Annotated in this window: 12 protein-coding genes; 7 read left to right on the forward strand and 5 right to left on the reverse strand. The window is 74.6% G+C overall.

Translation table 11 applies throughout. The features are described from left to right. Positions 1-163: 163 nt before the first annotated feature. Positions 164-1,657 carry a serine/threonine-protein kinase gene (locus ACFY1T_RS31835; protein WP_390791257.1) on the reverse strand — a complete coding sequence of 498 codons (1,494 nt, stop codon included), beginning with the start codon at positions 1,655-1,657 and terminating at the stop codon, positions 164-166. A gap of 166 nt (positions 1,658-1,823) precedes the next feature. Here ACFY1T_RS31835 and ACFY1T_RS31840 point away from each other — a divergent pair, with 166 nt between their 5' ends. Beyond that, on the forward strand, positions 1,824-2,933 hold the full coding sequence (locus ACFY1T_RS31840) for a C40 family peptidase (RefSeq protein WP_390791258.1): 1,110 nt from the start codon (positions 1,824-1,826) through the stop codon (positions 2,931-2,933). Between the two features lie 61 nt (positions 2,934-2,994). Here ACFY1T_RS31840 and ACFY1T_RS31845 read toward each other — a convergent pair whose 3' ends face one another. Continuing rightward, on the reverse strand, positions 2,995-4,662 hold the full coding sequence (locus ACFY1T_RS31845; RefSeq protein WP_390791259.1) for a M4 family metallopeptidase: 1,668 nt from the start codon (positions 4,660-4,662) through the stop codon (positions 2,995-2,997). Positions 4,663-5,685: 1,023 nt separating this feature from the next. Between ACFY1T_RS31845 and ACFY1T_RS31850 the strand changes: the two genes are divergently transcribed. Both ACFY1T_RS31850 and ACFY1T_RS31855 read left to right on the forward strand, forming a co-directional pair. Then, positions 5,686-7,047, forward strand: coding sequence for a bifunctional o-acetylhomoserine/o-acetylserine sulfhydrylase (locus tag ACFY1T_RS31850; protein ID WP_390791260.1), 1,362 nt, complete (start codon positions 5,686-5,688; stop codon positions 7,045-7,047). A 23-nt stretch (positions 7,048-7,070) separates the two neighbouring features. Beyond that, positions 7,071-8,225 carry a homoserine O-acetyltransferase gene (locus tag ACFY1T_RS31855; RefSeq protein WP_390791305.1) on the forward strand — a complete coding sequence of 385 codons (1,155 nt, stop codon included), beginning with the start codon at positions 7,071-7,073 and terminating at the stop codon, positions 8,223-8,225. Between the two features lie 79 nt (positions 8,226-8,304). On the opposite strand, the gene ACFY1T_RS31860 is transcribed toward ACFY1T_RS31855, so the two are convergent. Further along, positions 8,305-9,555, reverse strand: coding sequence for a YhgE/Pip domain-containing protein (locus ACFY1T_RS31860; RefSeq protein ID WP_390791261.1), 1,251 nt, complete (start codon positions 9,553-9,555; stop codon positions 8,305-8,307). A 458-nt stretch (positions 9,556-10,013) separates the two neighbouring features. Here ACFY1T_RS31860 and ACFY1T_RS31865 point away from each other — a divergent pair, with 458 nt between their 5' ends. Genes ACFY1T_RS31865 through ACFY1T_RS31880 form a run of 4 tightly spaced genes read left to right on the forward strand, consistent with a single transcriptional unit; the run spans position 10,014 to position 16,449 of the window. After that, a complete protein-coding gene (locus tag ACFY1T_RS31865; protein WP_390791262.1) occupies positions 10,014-11,141 on the forward strand; it encodes a hypothetical protein in 1,128 nt (375 codons plus the stop codon). After that, positions 11,138-11,791, forward strand: a complete 654-nt coding sequence (locus ACFY1T_RS31870; protein ID WP_390791263.1) for a hypothetical protein — start codon at positions 11,138-11,140, stop codon at positions 11,789-11,791. Before ACFY1T_RS31865 ends, ACFY1T_RS31870 begins: the two co-directional genes overlap by 4 nt. Before the next feature lie 3 nt (positions 11,792-11,794). After that, positions 11,795-12,448: an RES family NAD+ phosphorylase gene (locus ACFY1T_RS31875; protein ID WP_390791264.1), complete on the forward strand. Its 654-nt coding sequence runs from the start codon at positions 11,795-11,797 to the stop codon at positions 12,446-12,448. A gap of 14 nt (positions 12,449-12,462) precedes the next feature. Beyond that, on the forward strand, positions 12,463-16,449 hold the full coding sequence (locus tag ACFY1T_RS31880) for a CHAT domain-containing protein (protein WP_390791265.1): 3,987 nt from the start codon (positions 12,463-12,465) through the stop codon (positions 16,447-16,449). Positions 16,450-16,458: 9 nt separating this feature from the next. On the opposite strand, the gene ACFY1T_RS31885 is transcribed toward ACFY1T_RS31880, so the two are convergent. Together ACFY1T_RS31885 and ACFY1T_RS31890 are read right to left on the reverse strand one after the other, a co-directional pair. Continuing rightward, on the reverse strand, positions 16,459-18,393 hold the full coding sequence (locus ACFY1T_RS31885) for a caspase domain-containing protein (protein ID WP_390791266.1): 1,935 nt from the start codon (positions 18,391-18,393) through the stop codon (positions 16,459-16,461). Between the two features lie 179 nt (positions 18,394-18,572). Next, positions 18,573-19,073: a carboxymuconolactone decarboxylase family protein gene (locus ACFY1T_RS31890; RefSeq protein ID WP_390791267.1), complete on the reverse strand. Its 501-nt coding sequence runs from the start codon at positions 19,071-19,073 to the stop codon at positions 18,573-18,575. Positions 19,074-19,097: the final 24 nt, after the last annotated feature.

Below are 19,097 nucleotides of genomic sequence, written 5' to 3' on the forward strand. Positions count from 1 at the left end.
GCCTTCGCCGTTCGACGGGCTTCGCGTGGACCATAAGGCCGCGCGGGGCGGCTGCCCCCGGTGCGCGGCCTTCGCCTGTCAACTCCGGTGCGCGGCGGTCACCGCGGGGATCGTCCGGTGGCGCTGACGGCGGCGGCGCGCACGGAGTCACCGCCCCGCCGCGTCACTCCGGTCGGCTGCCCGGCACCTTCCACCACAGGAGCCAGGCACCGGTGGCGAAGATCAGCATGTTGGTGGCGATCAGCCCGGGGTGCCAGGAGGTTCCCAGGTCCGTCAGATGCAGCCCCGCGGCGAGGAGCCGCTGGAGGAAGAACCACAGGACGGCGTCGGCGACGACGAGTACGGGCAGGACCCGTTCGGGGCGCCAGCGGGGGCGGGGCAGGGCGTGGCCGAGTGCGAACAGGATCAGGACGACCAGGGTCGGGATGTTGAAGGCCCGGAGGTAGTGCTGCATGAAGTTCCACGGGAGCAGGGTTCCGATCAGCAGCAGCAGGGCGAAGCAGCCGCCGAAGCGGATCAGCCGGGCAGGGGACGGGATCGGCGACGACGGGCTCGGCGACGGGCTCGAGGAAGACGGGCTCGAGGAAGACGGGCCGGGAGCGACCGCCGCGGCGGCGGTCGCCGGTACCGGGGAGACGGCGGCCTGCGGTGCTCCGGCCGGCCACGTCCCGGTCACGGGCGGGCCGAATGCCGGAGCCGAGGCCGGGACCGGGGCCGGAGCCGGAGCCGAAGCCGGTACGAAGGCGGGCGCCGGGGGCGCCGGGGCCGTCGTCGTCGGGGTGGCTGCCGGCGGCGGACCCGGGGCGTCCGCCGGGCCGTACGCGGCGCCGGGCCGGCTTTCGTGTGCCAGCCGCTCCAGCTCGGCCAGGGCGGTCTCCGCCGTGGCCCGCCGATCCGGATCCTTGGTCAGGAGAGCGGCCAGCAGCGGCCCCAGTGCTCCGGCCCGCAGGGCCGGGCGCGGGTCCTGGGTCGCCACCGCGATGCACAGCGCGCTGAACGTCTCGCCGCTGAACGGCGCTTCGCCCTCCACGGCCGCGTAGAGCGTGGCTCCGAGGGCCCACAGGTCGTTGGCCGGGGACGGCGGCCGTCCGAGCAGTTGCTCGGGAGCCATGTAGGCGGGAGTGCCCATCACCGTGCCGGTCCGGGTCAACGCAGTGGTGGCGTCCGCCATGTGCGCGATGCCGAAGTCGGTGATGATCACCCGGTCGTCCATCAGCAGGACGTTGTCGGGCTTGAGGTCCCGGTGGACGATCCCGGCCTCGTGGGCCCTGCGCAGCGCCTTGAGCATCGCGAGGGCCATCCCTGCGGCCTGAGGCACCGGAAGCGGTCCGTTCCGCGTGAGAACGGTGCCGAGGGAGACCCCGATGACGTACTCCATCACGATCACGGGCGCTCCCCCGTGCTCGACCACGTCGTGCACGGTGATGATCCCCGGGTGGTTGAGGCGGGCGCTGGCCCGGGCCTCACGGAGCACCCGCTGTACGAGGTGGTCGCGATCGGCGTCGGAGACGCCCTGCGGGAGGAGGACCTCCTTGACCGCGACCTCCCGGCCCAGCGTCTCGTCGCGCCCGCGCCAGACCCGGCCCATGCCGCCTTGGCCTATCAGCTCCAGGAGCCGGTAGCGACCCCCGATCAGTTCCCCGCCCGTAGCATTCACGCGGATCACCATAGGACGAGAACGGCCGGCTCCGGGGCGACTGCCGCAACTGCCCGGCCGGGCGAGACCGTACGGAGCGGACGGTGCCCGGCCATCCCCACGACCCCGCGGGGGCCGTCCGGGTCTCGGGGGTTCGCAGCCGCACGGCCCTGGACAGGATCGACGCATGTACTCCGTGAAGACCGTCCTGACGGCAACCGCCGCAATGCTCCTCGCCCTCGCCGCTCCGGCCGCCGCGCTCCCCGCGGCCCCGGCCGCAGCGGCCCACCCCCGTTCGCCCGCAGCCCGCCCCTGCCACGCCGCCCCGACCTGCTACGTCGACGTGACGGTCGCTCAGGTCTGGGTGAGCCCCGAACAGGTCCGGCCCGTGGACGCCCCCGCCACCACCAATCCCGCCGACATCCGAAGCTGGCTGACCACCATGTCCCTGGACGAGCGGCGCGACGTCGCCGGGGAGACCCAGGCCCTCCACGGCGGCCGCGTGACCGTCGACCGCAGCGAATGGCACGGCGGCCTGCTCTGGGACCACGTATGGGTGCACGACCAGCCCACTCCCAGGGACCAGGCGGGGCGGGGCGCCTACCCCGGCTGGATCCCCGACCGGCAACTGACCTCGGAGCACCGGCGCGCGCCCGGCGGTACGCACGAGGAACGCGTGGCCCGCCCCACGGCCCGGGGCTACGCCACCGCCCGGGCCGCGGCGGCCGGCCGTGACTCCGGGCAGGCGGGCGAGTACTCGTACAACACCTCCTTCCCGGTGCAGGCAGGTCCGCTGCCCGGAGTCGTCACCGCCCACTCCCCCGGCGGCGGCCGGCTGTACTTCCGCGCCGGTGATCTGGCGAGGGTGCCGGCCGCACCGAGCGGTGCCGACGTGGTCGCCGCCGCGCGCGCCTTCCTGGGTCTGCCGTACCTGTGGTCGGGCACCTCAGGATTCGGCTACGACTGCTCCGGTCTCACCGGCCAGGTCTACTCCGCCCTCGGCGTGACGATCCCCCGGGACGCCCAGCCGCAGTTCGACGCGGGCGGCGGGCAGGTTCCCGCGGGCTCGGCCGCGGGGGTGCGGATCACCGGTACCGAGGACCTCAGGCCCGGCGACATCGTCGCCTTCCGGCCCGCCACCGGCACCGGGGTCACCCACGTCGGGATCTACACGGGGACGAGGAACGGCGAACCCATGATGATCAACTCGCCTCGCACCGGGGACCCGGTCAGGGAGGAGCCCATCGGTTCCACCGGCCGCGTCTACGTGGGCGCCACCCGCTTCCTCACCCGCTGACGCGGCGGCGCCGCACCGGTTGCACACCGGCGCGGCGCTGCGTGGTTCAGCGGTCAGGCGGTCAGGGCTTGACGTTCACGCCGGCCCAGGCGGCGTTCACCGCGTTGACTTCGGCGCTGTTCGCGCCGTAGAGGTCGGCGGCCGCCTTCAGAGTGCCCTCGCGGGCACCGTGGTAGTCGGTGGTGGAGGTGAAGTACGCGGTGAGCGCCTTGTACCAGATCTGAACCGCCTTGTCGCGGCCGATGCCGGTGACCGTGGAGCCGTCCGCGGTCGGGCTGTCGTAGTGCACGCCGTTGACGTCCTTCGCGCCGCTGCCCTCGGACAGCAGGTAGAAGAAGTGGTTGGCGACGCCTGAGGAGTAGTGCACGTCGAGGTTGCCGACGCCGGCGCTCCAGTAGTCGGCCGAGCCGCGCCCGTCCTTGCTCGGCTTGTCCTGGTAGCGCAGGGGCTTGCCGTTGCCGAAGATGTCGATCTTCTCGCCGAGCAGGTAGTCACCCTTGTCCTGGGCGTTGTTCGCGTTCCACTCCACCGCGGTGCCGAAGATGTCCGAGGTGGCCTCGTTCAGGCCGCCGGACTCACCGGAGTACTGCAGGTTCGCGGTCGCGGAGGTGACGCCGTGGCTGAACTCGTGGCCGGCCACGTCGAGCTGGGTCAGTGCGTGCTGGTTGCTCGCGCCGTCGCCGTAGGTGATGGTGAAGGACTGGTCGTCCCAGAAGGCGTTCTGGTAGGCGTTGCCGTAGTGGACCCGGGAGACCGGAGCCCGTCCGTCGTTCTTGATGCCGTTGCGGTGCAGGACGTTCTTGTAGAAGTCCCAGGTCTGGGCCGCGCCGTAGGCGGCGTCCACGGCGGCGGTCTGGTTGTTGGCGGGCAGGCCGGTGCCCCACTTGTTGTCCGCGTCGGTGAAGACGGTGCCCTTGCCGCTCGTCTTGTGCTTGAGGTCCACGGTGCTGGAGCCGCCGCGCACGCTGTCGACGAGGGAGTAACCCGACGACGTCTTGGTGGTGTTGAGGCCGACGGTGCCGCTGTACTGGCTGGCGCCGGTGCCCGCCGCGGCGGCCGCGGCACCGCTCGGCGCGGCGGCCGCGGAACCGCTCTTCGCCGTGACGCCGTCGGCTATGTCGGTGATCAGCTGGGCCTCGTACAGCTTCTGGCCGGTGTTGGCGTCGGTGACGACGCGCAGCCGGCTCGGGGTCACCCCGTCGCGCTGGGTGCCGGTGACGAAGGTCTCGTAGGCGAGGACGGGCTTGCCCTGGGCGGCCCAGATGACCTTGCGCGGGGCCTCGCCGGTGGCGGCACCCGTGGCGTTCGCGGCCTCGGCGGCCTGGACCGCGGCGGAATGGGCGGCGGTCGGGGGCAGCTTCGGGGTGACCGAGGAGACCTTGATGTCGGCCTCGGTGGCCTTGGTGACCGATGTGACGGCGCCGTCGGCGCCACGGTGGACGACGAGGTCGCCGCCGAGGACGGGAAGACCGGCGTAGGTGCGCTCGTAGCGGGTGTGGACCGTGCCGTCGGCGTCCTTGACGACGTCCTTGACGACCAGCTTCTCCTGGCCGTCGAGGCCGAGCGATACGGCGGTGGCCGCCGGGGAGTTGGCTTCGCCGGGCGCCGGGACGGCACCCGCCGACGCGGCGGACGCGCCGGCCGCGAGGAGGCTGCCGGTGAGGACGGCGGCGCCGGACACGAGGGCGAGGCGGCGGGCCCTGCCGGCGGTGGGGGTGAGCGAGAACATGCGGTTTCTCCAGCGAGTCGTGGGGAGTTGGACGGGATCGCCGTCCACCTCTGCAAGGAGGAATGCCTTGATGAGCACGGAGACTCGCAGGAGGCTGTGGACATGTCACGGGGCGCAAATGGCGGTTCGGCCGCTCATGTCGGATTCGCCGCCCACCTCTTCACGGGATGGACAAGATCCCGATACCTGCCGACACAGATGCCACAGGAATTGGCAACATGCGGGAAAAGAAGTGCCGGAGAACTAAAAGCAACTGACTGTGACTCACTCACGGCCGCCGGCATCCCTCCGTGAACCGGCGGGACGTGCGGCGCTGACTGTGCGTCCTCGATGCGGGACGGTTTCGTCCAATATTCGGACGGCTCTCGCATGCGGGACGAGCGCGCCGACAGGATGCGGCCATGGCCCCCGTACTCGTATCGCGTCGTCACGTGGATCTGCTGCGTGTTTCGACCATGCTCTGTCGGGCCGACAACCTCCGTGCGCCCGGCTGTTGATCCGCTGATTCGTCTCGGTGACCGGGCCGACCGGCAGCGCCGGCCCACCGGTGAACTCCCGCCCGGTGCGGGCGCGGTGGCGCGTCTCACCGGTTCGGGCGAGAGCCCTGGTGCACCCCGCCCCGTCTGTGGTTGTCTGGGCCCATGACCGTACTCGTGACCCGTCGCCACGTCGACTACGTGCGTGTCACGACCACGGGCTGTCCCGTCACCGGCTGACGCGGCGCCGCGCGGCACCGTCCCGCGCTTCCCACCCTGCACCTGGCACCTCGCGCACCCGTCGTACGTGGTGCGGTCGTACGTGGTGCCGTCGTACGTGATCCCGGGTACCCGCCCGCCGAGCCTGTCGCGGCCGACGGACGGGCCGCACGTCACGTGGCGGACTGCGCCCCGAGGTGAACTCCCCACGCACCGCCGCGCCGGCCGCCCGCACCCGCACCCCCGCACCGGACGCCGCGCATCCCTTCCGGCTTCCCGTGCCCGTCCGCCCCCGCCGTCCGCACCCACCCACCGCCGAGGAGACCCCATGAGCCAGCCCATCGACGCCGTCACCGCGGGCCACACCCCCGAGAGCGAGCCCGCCGGATCCGAGACCCCGGCCTGGTCCTTCGAGACCAAGCAGCTGCACGCCGGCACCGCCCCCGACCCGGCCACCGGTGCCCGCGCCGTCCCGATCTACCAGACCACCTCGTTCGTCTTCCGCGACACCCGGCACGCCTCCGACCTCTTCTCCCTCGCCGAACCGGGGAACATCTACACCCGCATCCACAACCCCACCCAGGACGCCTTCGAGCAGCGCGTCGCCGCCCTCGAAGGCGGTGTCGCCGCCGTCGCCGTCGCCTCCGGACAGGCCGCGGAGACCCTCGCGCTCCTGAACCTGGCCTCGGCAGGCGACCACATCGTCTCCAGCGCCTCCCTCTACGGCGGCACGTACAACCTGTTCCGCCACACCCTGCCGAAGTTCGGCATCGAGGTGTCCTTCGTCGAGGACCCCGACGACCTCGACGCCTGGCGGGCCGCCGTACGCCCGAACACCAAGGCCCTGTTCGCGGAGACCCTCGGCAATCCCCGCGGCAACGTCCTCGACGTCCGCGGCGTGGCCGAGGTCGCGCACACGGCGGGGCTGCCGCTCATCGTCGACAACACCGTTCCCACGCCGTACCTGTTGCGCCCCATCGAGCACGGGGCGGACGTCGTCGTCCACTCCGCCACCAAGTTCCTCGGCGGGCACGGGACCACACTCGGCGGCGTGGTCGTCGACGCCGGCACCTTCGACTTCGGTGCGCACCCCGAGCGCTTCCCCGACTTCACCGAGCCCGACCCCAGCTACCACGGCCTGCGCTACTGGCCCGCCCTCGGCGCGGGCGCGTACGCGGTCAAGCTGCGCGTGCAGCTGCTGCGCGACCTCGGCCCCGCCATCGCACCGCACTCGGCGTTCCTGCTCCTGCAGGGCGTGGAGACGCTGAGCCTGCGCCTGGAGCGGCACTCGTCGAACGCGCTGGCCCTGGCGCAGTGGCTCGAACAGCGTGACGAGGTCTCGGCGGTGCACTACCCCGGCCTCCCGTCCAACCGCTGGTACGAGGCGGCGCGCCGCTACCTGCCGCGCGGGGCCGGGGCCGTCCTCTCGTTCGAGCTGCGCGGAGGCGTCGAGGCGGGCCGGCGGTTCGTGGACGGACTGGAACTGTTCAGCCACCTCGCGAACATCGGAGACGTACGCAGCCTCGTGATCCACCCCGCGTCCACCACCCACAGCCAGCTCGACGAGGCGCAGCTCGCCGCCACCGGCACCACCGCGGGGCTCGTGCGCCTGTCGGTCGGCATCGAGAACACGGCCGATCTGAAGGCCGATCTGGAGGCGGGCTTCCGCGCCGCGAAGGAAGCGTCCTGAACCCGGCCGGGGCGGCCCCGGCCATCGCGGTCCCCCCTCCCGCCACCGGTGCGTGGCGGGAGGGGGACCCGCCCGGACGCCGTCAGTGGTTCCGGCGCACGCGGCCGCTGGCGCTGGAGGCGGGCGGCGTGCTCCCGGGGGTGCGGCTGGCGTTCGAGACCTGGGGGCGGCTCGCGCCCGACCGTTCGAACGCCGTCCTGGTCCTGCACGCGCTGACCGGGGACAGCCACGTCGCCGGCGCCGCGGGCCCCGGCCACCCGACGGCCGGCTGGTGGGACGCGCTGGTCGGCCCGGGCCGCGCACTGGACACCGACCGGTGGTTCGTGGTGGCGCCGAACGTGCTGGGCGGCTGCCAGGGAAGCACGGGACCCGCCTCTCCAGGCCCCCGCGGGGGCGCCTGGGGCAGCGCCTTCCCGCGCCTGTCCCAGCGCGACCAGGTACGTGCCGAGGCCGGCCTCGCCGACGCGCTCGGCATCGGGCGCTGGGCCCTGGTGATCGGCGGCTCCATGGGCGGCATGCGGGCGCTGGAGTGGGCGGTCGGGGAACCCCGGCGCGTGGCCGCGCTGTTGCTGATCGCCTGCCCGGCGGCGGCGAGCGCGGAGCAGATCGCCTGGGCCGGCACGCAACTGCACGCGATCCGCGCCGACCCCCGGTGGCGGGGAGGCGACTACCACGGCGCCGGACCCGGTCGGGGGCCGCACACGGGTCTGGGCATCGCCCGCCGCATCGCACACATCACCTACCGGTCGGCCGGGGAACTGCAGAGCCGCTTCGGCCACGAGGCCCAGGACGGGGAGCAGCCCCGGCTCGGCGGCCGGTACCGCGTCGAGTCGTACCTCGACCACCAGGCCGACAAGCTCGTCCGGCGGTTCGACGCGGCCAGCTACGTGGCCTTGGTCGAGGCCATGAACACCCACGACGTCGGACGGGGCCGCGGCGGTACGCGCGCGGCCCTCGGCCGGGTACGGGCGCGGACGGTGGTGGCCGGGGTGGACTCCGACCGCCTCTACCCGCTCGCGCAGCAGGAGGAACTGGCGGCGGGGATCGCGTCGGCGGACGAGGTCCGGGTCGTCCGCTCCCCGTACGGGCACGACGGATTCCTGCTGGAGACGGAGCAGGTCGGCGAGCTGGTACGGGAACTGCTGGAGGGCGCACCGGCGGAGCCGCGGGCGCGGTGACCGGGCGGGCGCGGTGCGCCGGTCCCCGGTACGGAATCGGGGTCCGGCGGATCGTCGTGGGGAGCCGCCGGGGTCCCGCTCAAGCCGGCTGGGGCGTGAGGCGCTTGAGGCCCTTGCGGTCGTAGTACCTGGTCATGGCGAAGCCGAACAGCAGTGCCAGGACGACGCCGATCGCGATCATGAGCCACGAGCGGCTGAGGCCGGCGTCGCCGCGGGCGTCGAAGTAGAGGATGGCGCGCACTCCGTCGCTGAGCTGGCGCATCGGTTCGAAGTAGGACAGGAACCGGTAGAACGCGGGGACCGCGTTGAGGGGGACGGTGGCGCCCGACGACGGCAGGCCGAGCACGATGAACACGAACATGGACACCAGTTGGCCGATCCCGCCGAAGGCGGCGTTGATGGCCTGGACCCCCAGACCGACCGCGAGGGCCGCGCAGTAGGAGTAGATCCACAGCAGCGGCAGGTGCGAGGCGTCCATGCCCAGGATCGTGATGCAGGCCAGCATCACGAGTGCGGAGCTGACCAGCGTGATGCCGGCGGTCATCACCATCTTGAGCAGCAGCGTCTGCGTGCGGTTGATGGGTACGGTTGGGCGCCGGGTGTGCCACGGGCCGATCTCGTTGTCGGCGTAGCCGAGGGCGGTGTCGACGCCGTTGCTGATGACGTTGCCGCCCATGAACCCGGCGAGGACCAGCAGCAGCGTGTAGTAGAAGGCCGAAAGGCCGAGACCGCTGTTGGTGCCGACGGGGTGCCCGACCTGGGTGACGACGTCGACGGGGTCGGCGAGCAGCACCTTCGTCGTCGGGCTCGCCTGGGCTCCGGCGGCCTGCGTGAGCCGGCGGCCGACCGACTGCGACGCGCTGTGGGCCGCCTTGGTGCTGATCTGGCTCGCCAGGGAGGAACCGAGGCTGCCCTTGCCGGGGTTGGTGAGCACGATCATGGTCGGCCGGTGCGTGGCCCCGGACGTGGTCAGCGCGGCGACGGCTTCCGAGAAGCCGGCCGGGACCACCAGTGCGCCGTAGACCTTCCCCGAGTCGAGCTGGTCCTGGGCCTGGGCGCGGGTCATCACGCGCCAGTCCGCCTTGCCGCCCGCGGTGTCGGAGGCGATGGCGGCGGTGATCTGGCCGCCGAGGTCCTGTTTTCCGGTGTCGTCGTCGACGAGGGCGATCGGCAGGTCGCGCAGGTGCCCGTTGGGATTGACGATGCCGCCCATGTAGAGCAGGGACAGCAGGAGGGCGAGGAGTCCCGTCAGAACGGTGGGGACCACCCAGATCTGGGGGCGGCGCAGCAGGGTCGCGGCGGTGGCTTCGGGGGCGGCGGGCGCGGACATGGGTCTCCGTTGCTTCCCGGCGGGCGGGCATCGAACGACGGTCGGCGGTCAGTGGCGGGCGGCGGCGGCAGCGGTCGAGTCGCCGGCCGGGCGGAGCCCTTGGCCGACGACACCCCAGCATGCCCTCCCCCACCCCCCGCACCCGCGCCCCGCCCCGCCCGCCTCCCTCCGATGCACTAGGGGTCCCGCCGATCACGCCGGGCGCGAGGGAGTCGGCCGGGGTGGCTCATGCCCCCTGACTGACCGTCCGGGTGTCGCGGGGGTGATGCGCGCGCCCCGTGGTGCCCCGCGCAGGCGCCGACTGCGGCGGGCGCGGCGGCTCCCGACCCGGATCCGACCCGGACCCGCCCGGCCGTGACCGGCGGGCGACCCGGCCTCGACCGGGCCCGTCCGCATCATGGGAGAAGAGGGCCGGTTCCGGCTTGTACGGGGAGAGCGGGCGGTGCGATCCTTCCGCCATGTCGCCCACACAACTGCCGGACTACGGGGAGGTCTTCGCGGAGGTGAGGGAAGTGCGGCGGGCCGGGATCGTCCGACTGCGTGAGCTCCGGCTCCCGGTGCTCACCGGCATGGCGGCCGGTCCGGGAGGGACCGGCTCCGGAGAGCCGCACTTCCCCGCCGTCGAGCGGCTGCTGCGCACCGCCGTCGCCGCCATGGGCGGGGGCACCCTCCAGGAAGCCGCCGAGTACAGCCTCGGCCTCGCGCGCGGCACCCGGGACTGGCCCCCCGCCGACCGGCGCAGGCGGGCCGCCCGGGTGTACGGGGTCAGCGTGGAGCGCTTCCGCAAGCACCAGGAGCTGATGGTGCTCGGGCAGGTGGCCGAACAGCTGGTACGCGGCGCCGCCCGGTCCTTACCCGGCGACGGCGCGGGCGCGGGCAGCGGCCACGGCGACGGCCGTCCGTCCCTGCCCGGCGGGCAGGCCCGTCAACTGGCCGCCGGCCACCGCCCGGTCACCGTCCGCGCGGGCGGCCGCGAGCACCGGCTGACCCTGCACGTGCACGCCGTCGACCTGCTGCGCGACATCGACGTGGTCGTCTCGCCGTCGAACACCCACCTCGCCCTGCCCGAGCCCTACAAGGCCTCCGTCGCCGCCTCTCTGCGCCGTGCGGGCGCCGTACGGGATCCGGCCGGCCGGATCGTCGAGGACCGCATCCAGGACGAACTGCGTGCCTGGACCGACCGGTACGCCCCCGGGGGACTCCCGGTGGCGCCCGGCACGGTCGCCGTGACCGGCGCCGGGGCCCTCGAGGAACAGGGCATCCGCCACATCCACCACGCCGCGGTGGCGGTGCCCCGCCCCGGCACCAACGACTACGACGTGCTGCCGACGGACGTCACCCGCGCCGTCACCCGCGTCTTCGCCCTGCTGGCGGCCGGCCCCGGCCGGGCCTCCGTCTGCCTCCCCCTGCTGGGCGCCGGCCGTGGCGGCCTCACCCCCGCCGACAGCCTCGCCGCCGTCTGGGCCGCCGTCGAGGCCGAGCTGGCCCGCGGCGGCGACTGGGACGTCCACCTCCTGGTGCGCAGGCCCGAACGCGCCGACCTGGTCGCGGAATTGCTCGCCGATCCCGAGGGGGGCCGGACATGACCGACCCGTACGCGCGGCTGGCCGCCGCGGCCGCCGACTGGGACGAGCTGCGCGCCCGTCTGGACCGCGCCGCCCTGGACGGGCTCGCTCTTCACCTCACCGCTCTGCGTACGGAGAGCGGCGGGGCCTCCCGGCGCGCGGCGCTGCTCGCCGCCCGGCTGCTGGAGGAGCGGCTGCCCGGCCGGTTCTCCGGCGAGAGCCGGCTCACCGCGGCTCTCGATGCCCCCACGGCCGAACACCTCGGCTTCACCGCCGAGGACCTGGCCGTCCTCGTCCTCGACGGGCACCGCATGGCCGGGCCGGTCCTCGGGGAGGTCCGCGACCGTCTGCTCGCCGCCCCCGCCCTCGGGGACGCCGAAGTCCTCGAGGCCGGCGACGATCCGTACGCCCCCCACCTGATCCGGCTGCGCGCCCCCGGCGGGCTGATCCGGCTGCCCGCCTTCCAGTTCGCCGCCGGCGGTCGGGCCCGCCCCACCGTGCGCGAGGTCAATCTCCTGCTGGGCGCGGACGAGGACCCGTGGGGCGCCGCCGACTGGTGGCTCTCCCCCAACGCCTGGCTGGCCGGGAGCCCGGCCCCCGTCGCCCTGCTGGACACCGCCGACGAGCGACGGCTCGCCGGGACCGCCGCGTTCCTCGCCGAAGGGGAGTGACCCGTGCCCAACTACCGGCCGCCCGCCGAGCCGGCCGGCGCCCCCGCCAAGGTGACCCTCGCCGCGGGCACCCCGCTCTACCGGGTGCACTCCGCGCGCCGGCCCGGAGGCTCCTTCAACCCGGTCCCCGCCCACTGCCTCTACGGCGGCGGCCGCTTCGACTCCACCTCCTGCGACCGGTACGGCTACCTGTACGCCGGACTCACACCGCAGGCCGCCGTCGGCGAGAGCGTCCTGCACTCGCTGCCCTTCGACCCGACGGGCGCGGCACGGCTGGTGCCCCGGGTGGCGGTCACCGGCCGGCTGCTCTCCGCGCTGCGCCTGGCGGAGTCCCTCGACGTGGTCGCGCTGGTCACCGGGCAGGACCTGGCCGCCGTACACCAGGACAGCTGGCTGGTGCAGGCGGAAGCCGGCGACTACCCGTACACCCGCGACTGGGCGCACTGGATTCGCCGGCACACCGATCCGTGGGCGCAGGGCTTCCTGTGGTCCTCCAAACGGGAGCCGGGCGAACGCGCCCTGGTCCTCTTCGCCGATCGCTGCCCGCCCGCCGTCCTGGCTCCCACCGGCGAGGACCCCGTCGACTTCACGACGCCCGAAGGCCGCCACTGGCTCGACGGGATCCTCCTGCCCTACCACGCGCGCCTCGCGCCCTGAGCCCCGGAGGACCCGTGCCCGCTGCCGCGCACCCCCTGAGAGCCGCCCGCGACGCGGCCATGGCCGCGCTCACGGCGCTTCCCGCCGGCAGCGCCGAGGCGCGGGAACGGTATGGGCAGGCAGGTGAGCTGAGTTACCGGCTCCACGCGGAGCAGGCCGATCCCGAAGACCGGGACCTCGCCGCCGAGGCATTCGGCCAGGCCTTCCGGGGCCCGGCCGAGGGCCCGGCCTGGCCGCTGCGCCGGATCATGTACGGGCACCTCCTCGCCCTGCGCTACGACGAGCGGCCCGACCCGGAGTCGGCAGCCGAGATCCACAGCCTGCTCGCCCGGGGCCTGCCGGAACTGCCCGCGGACGCCGAGCACGACGGAACGGCCGTGCTCGCCCGGCGGCTCCTCGCCAACATCACCAAGATCCGCGTCATGGACGGGTCCGACGCGCCCGCCCTCCTCGACGAGGCCCTGCGCTGGGGTCTGGCCGCACTGGACGACACGGACGGCGGGGACGCGGACCTCCTGGAGGCCCTCGGGTTCCTGTGGCAACGCCGCGGCCTGACCGGCGCCGACGCCGCCTCCTACTCCCGCTCCGCGGGCTACTACGCCCGGGTGCTGGAGGCCGGCGACCGGAGGAGGGACCTGCCGCTGGTCCGCCTGTCGCGCGCGACCTCCCTCCTGCTCCAGGGCCACGACACGGCGGACCGGGCCGTACTGGAGGAGGCCCGGGACGAGCTGCTGCGTGCGCTGGCCGAGGCGGGCGGCCACCCCTCCTGGGAAAGGGACGCACGGTTGCGGACGGCCTTCGCCCGCGCGGCGATCTCCGCCACCTGGTCCGAGCGGGCGGAGGGCGACCGGGCCGCCGCCGAGCTGACGGAGCTGCTGGGCGCAGAGGCGGACGTCGACGCGCTGCCGTGGTTCTACCTCGACCGGTTCGGCAGGTTCCTCGTCACCCGCGTCGAGCAGGGACTCGACCCCCAAGCCCTCGACCTCGCCATCGCCCTGCTGACCCGGGCCGTGGACCGGTGGCGGCCCGCCGAGGGGAAGGTCACTCGGGCGGCCCTGGCCCTGGCCACCGCCCAGCGCCTGCGTTACGAGATCGACCAGGACCCGGCGCGCCTGAGCGTGATGGAGCGTGCCGGACAGCTGGCCCTGGACGGCGAAGAGCTGCCTTCCGACGTACGCGACCTGCTGCTCCTGACGGTTTCCGATGCCCGGCAACGTCAGGGGAAGGCCGAGTCCGACACCCTGTCGGGCGAGGAGATCATGCGCATCTACCGGGACTTCCGGGAGCGCTACGGGGACGGCGAGTCCCCGGACTTCACCTTCGACGAGATCCTGTACGGCGAGGGCTCACCGGCCCGCGAGTCCTGGGAGCGGCACTTCTCGGAGCTGGTCGACCTCTGGCGTGCGACGGCGCCCGGAGCCGAGCGGGCCGAGCGCGCGGCGCACCTCCTGCAGAACATGGTGATCCTGGATCCGGGCGGTGAGCGGATCGGCCCCGAGCGCGACCGCGAACTGACCGCAGCCGTCCGCGCGTACGCGGACGAGGATCCCGCCTGGCGCGGACACGGGTACGCGGTCCTGGGCAACTACCGCCTCGCCCAGGGCATGCTGAACGACAACGCCGCCCGGCTCGCCGAGGCGATCGAGCACTTCGCGGAGGCCGCGCGGGCGGGCAACGACAGCCCCTGGCTGACGTACGGCGCCACCATCGCCTCGGGCATGCTCGCGCAACTGCGCGGGATCACGAGCGAGTTGGCCATCGACCAGGACGACTGGGAACGGCTGCGGTCCGCTCTGGGCCCGTCCCCGAACATGGACCGTCTGCTGCGCCTCCAGCAGGCGGGGGCGCGGGCCGGCATGGCCGTGAAACGGGGCGACCTGGCCGGCGCGGACCGGCACGTGGCGCAAGCGGCCCGGGCCGTTGCCGAAGGGGATGCCGACGATCCCGGCTGGATCGAGGGCTGGGCCACTCTGGAGACCGCCCGGATGTCCCGCAACAACCTCGCGGCCCGCCTCGGAGTTCCCCTCCTGCCGGTCCCCGCAGGACGGCCGTCCGTGGCCGAACTGCGGCGCATGGCGGCCAGGATTCCGCGCGCGCACCGGGCGGGGGTGATCGGCAGCCTGACCCTGGCCTGGAAGCAGGACGCCCTCGTCGCGGCCGACGTGCCCCGGATCCGCGAGATCCTCGCTCTCGGCGAGGAGGCCGTCCGGCTCAGCGAACCGGGCGGCGAGACCTGGATCCGCCTCGCCTCCGATGCCGGCTCGATGTACTCCACCCTGGTCATGGCCGAGGAGCGGGGGCGCTCCCCGCAGCGCGCCCACGACCTGGAGCGCGCCATCACCCTCCTCGAAGGGGCCGTCGGGGCGATGGGCGGCCCCGAGCACCGGCTGTGGGCCCTCTCCGCCAGCTCCCTCGGACGCGCCCACCGGGTCCGCTCGGGAGCGGGCAGCAGCGACCGCGAACGCGGCCGCCGGCTGGGGCTGGAAGCCATGCGCGGCTTCGTGTGCTCCGCACTGCTCCAGTCCGGCACCCAGGACGCGGCCGAGGCCGCCCGGATGGCCACCGACCTCTCCGAGGAGATCGTCGGCTGGTGCGTGGCCGACCGGGCCCTCGAGGACGCGGTCCAGGCCCTCGACGCGTGCCGCGGACTGGTCCTGCACGCAGCCACCACCAGCCGGTCCGTCCCCGAACTGCTCACCGCCGCCGGACAGGACGCCCTCGCCGCCGAGTGGCGTGCCGCCGGCGCCGCGGACGACCCCGACTCCGCTCCGGGCGAGCTGCGCCGCCGCGTGGTCGGCGCCCTCGCCGGAGCCCGCACCCGGCTGCTCGACCCGCCCGACCTCGGGGAGATCGGCGCGGCGCTGCGCGCCCAGGGCAAGGACGCCCTCGTCTACCTGGTGGCCGCCACCTCCGACTGCCCCGGCACCGCCGTCGTCGTCACCTCCCGCGGGGACGTCCGCGCGGTGCCGCTGCCGGACCTGCGGGCGGACGCGGGACCGCTGCGCAGGTACAGTCCCGGCCGGGGCACCGCTCCCCGCGACATCGAACCCGTCCCCGGTCACGGCCCCCTCCGCCCGGCCCCGGAGCCGGCCCTGCGGGACCAGCTCGACCGGCTCTGCTCCTGGGCCTGGCGGGCCGCGCTGCGCCCGCTCCTCGGCCGCTTCGACACCCGCGGCCGGCCGGACCGGGTGCCCCGGCTGGTCCTCGTGCCGATGGGCCCCCTCGGGCTCGTGCCCTGGCACGCCGCGTTCGCCTACGGGAGCACGCGCCGCCGCTACGCCCTCCAGGACGCGGAGATCTCGTACGCGGCCTCCGCGCGCCTGCTCTGCGAGGTCGCTGCCCGCCCCGCCGTCCCGTTCACCGGCACGGCGCTGGTCGTCGGCGACCCCACGGGCGACCTGCCGTACGCGGGCGAGGAGGCCGACGCCGTCCGGCGCGCCTTCTACCCCGAGGGCGAGCACCTGGGCCTGCGCAGCGGCGACGGTACGCCCGGCGAGGTCGCCCGGTGGCTGCGCGAACGCGCCGACGGCGGCGCCGTCCTGCACCTCGCCTGCCACGGCACGGTGGAGGAGAACCGGCCCCGCAGCTCCCATCTCGTCCTCAAGGACGGTGTGCTCACCGCCGAGGAACTGAGCGGAGCGGCGCACGGGCCGCTCGGGCTCGTCGTGCTCGCCGCGTGCCGCAGCCAGGTCTCGGGACGCGGACTCAACGAGGCTTACAGCCTCTCCTCCGCCTTCCTCGTGGCCGGCAGCCGCTCCGTGATCGGCTCGCTGTGGCCGGTACCGGACGACGCGACCTCGGTCCTGATGTTCCTGACCCACCACTACCTGCGCCGTGAACAGGAGCCGCCCGCCCGCGCCCTGCGCCGGGCCCAGCTGTGGATGCTGGACCCGGACCGGACCGTCCCCGAAGGCATGCCGCCCGCGCTGGCGGCCCGGCTGGCCCATCTGGACCCGCACGACCTCACCGCCTGGGCGGGCTTCACCCACCTCGGGCAGTGAGGGGCAGGTCTACGGAACCACCGTGCGCAGGGCCGTGGTGCTCGCCGCCCACTGGCCCGGGCCGAAGGGGTCCGCCGGAAGCAGGTCCCGGTCCCCGGGGGGCCGCCCGGGGCCGGCCAGCCGCAGCAGGCCGTCGGCCGGGGCCCGCCACGGCGCACCGGCGCGTACGGCGTCGGCGTCCGGCTCCCAGCGGCTCAGGTGGAACGGCACCGTGTTCAGCTCCCCCTCGGCCACCACCAGCGTCAGCCAGTCCCGTACCGAGGCCCCCGGGCGCACGGGCCGGGACGCGGGCAGCACCAGCCGCAGCGGCTGACCGTCCAGGGCGTGGCCGGTCATGCCCGGTCCGATGAACTCGCCCGGGAACAGGTCCGTCCCCGCGCCGAAGCGGTCGTCGAGGCTGACCAGTACGCACCACAGGGGCCGGGGGCCGGTGTTGCGCAGCCGCACGGTGACCCAGGGCTCGCGCGCGCCCGCGTACGAGAGGACGACCTCCCCGTTCCCGTCGGGCCGCAGCGGCTCGCCGTCGCGGGTATGCCAGGGCAGCACCTCCACCCTGACGTGCCCGCTCAGCGGAGACAGGCCCGAGCTGAGGTCGCGGATCCGGTGCCAGTGGACCAGCCGGGTCAGGCAGTCTCCCAGCCGCGCCCCGTCCGCGTCCGTGGCCAGGGGCAGCGGCGGCACGTAAGGCGATCCGTCACGGCGCAGCACCCGTGCCCGCCCGCCCCGCACCTCGACCCGCAGCAGCAGCCCCGCCGCGGCCTCCTCCGCCGAACCGGCCGCCACCTCGCGCAGCAACGGCGAGACGGGCAGGGGGACCCGCCCGGCGTCCTCGGCCCGCTCCGTACCCTCCGCGCCTTCCGCGCTCTCGGCGCCCTCGGTGCTCTCGGCGCCCTCGGTGTCGAGGACCACCGCGGCCGGGGGCAGCGCCAGGGCCGACAGGGCCACCGCGTGCACCGATCCCGGATCGGGAGTCCAGCCTTCGGGAGCGACCAGTGTCCGGTCCGCCCGCACCGTCGTGGCCCGTACGGGACGGCCGCCCGACGCCGTGAACTCCGTACCCGCGCCACCGGTCAGTCCGTGCACCCGCCCGCAGTCCACCTCCCAGCCCTCCGGTCCCTCGCGCAGCAGGTACGGGCTCGGCCGCCGGGCCGTGCCGCCCAGCAACGGCCGGTCCGCGGGCCCGCCGGGCTCGGCCGGGAACAGCACCGGCTGCTGCCCCGCCACGAGCCGGCGCACCCCCGCGTCCGCCTCCGCGAGCAGTTCCCGGACGGTGGCCCCGGGCGCGGCCCGGCGCAGCGCGCGGGTCAGGGCGTACGAGAACACGCCCTGGATGCGCGGCCCTTCGGGGCTCTCGACGGGGCGCTCGTACGAAGGCTGGCCGATCCGGCTCGCCGCCAGCAGTACGTGGCCCGCCGGCCGGGCGGGGCCGCTCAGGTCCCGCGCGCCGGCGGCCGGCCGCCACTGCGGCAGCGGCGCCAGCACACGGGCGACGGCCCCCTCCTCCGCACGGCTGGCGCCGCCCGAGAAGCAGCAGTCCAGTACCGCCACCACCCGGGCGCCGCCCGTCGCCGCCCCGTCGAGCAGCGTGCCCAGCCGCTTGTCCGGCAGCGGTCCGTCCACGCACACCAGCGCCTGGCAGCGGCCGGTCGGCTCCAGGAGCAGCTCTTGCGGGGTGAGTGCCGGGTACTCCGTACCGTGCCCCGAGAACCACAGCAGTGCCGTGTCCCCCGCACCTGCCCGCCCCAGGTGGCCGAGGATGCCCTCCTCCACCGCGGCGGCCGTGGCCGCGCCGTCGGTGAGGACACGGGCGCGGACCCGGCCCGGGGCAGCGGCCTCCAGTGCGGCGCGGGCCCCCGCCACGTCGTTCAGACACCCGCGCAGACCGGCACGCATTGCCGCGGGGTACTCGTTGATGCCCACGAGCAGGGCGTACACCGTCTCCATGGCCCCAGTGTGGTCCGGTGGGACGGCCGTGCACCGGCCGGAATCCGGTCGCATGGGGGGCGACTTCAGGGCGGGTATGGCTCGTATCCGCATGCCGGTCCGAGGCCGCGCGGGCCTGACGCACGGCCGGAGACCGCCGTCGATCGCTTCCACGACCGTGCCGCGGTGGCCTCGGCGGTTCAGCGGATGGGGGCCTCCCGTACCGGGTGCTTGCTGAGGATCGAGACCCGGTTGAAGGCGTTGATGGTGATCGCCACCCAGATCACGGCCGAGATCTCGTCGTCGTCCAGGACCTCGCGCGCCCGCGCGTAGGCCCGCTCCTGGGCGAGGGCGTCCGCCGGGTGGGTGGTGGCCTCGGCGAGGGCGAGGGCGGCGCGTTCGCGGGCGGTGAAGAGCTCGGTGTCCCGCCAGGCCGCGAGCACGCCGAGGCGCCGGGTGGTCTCCCCGGCGCGCAGTGCGGCCCGGGTGTGGACGTCGAGGCAGACGGCGCAGCCGTTGAGCTGGGACACCCGGAGGTTGACCAGCTCGACGAGCAGCCGGTCCAGGCCCGCCTCGGCCGCCGTCGTGCGGACGGCGTCGGCGGTCTTGACGAGCGCCCGGTACGCGGCGGGGCTCTGCTTGTCGACGTGGATCCGGTCGCCGGTCCGGTGGGCTTCCGCGGCCCGTTCCGTCTCGATCACCCTGTGCTCCTTCGCCTGTTGTCG

Origin of the sequence: Streptomyces sp. NPDC001194 (assembly GCF_042896985.1) — a bacterium.
Taxonomy (GTDB): domain Bacteria; phylum Actinomycetota; class Actinomycetes; order Streptomycetales; family Streptomycetaceae; genus Streptomyces.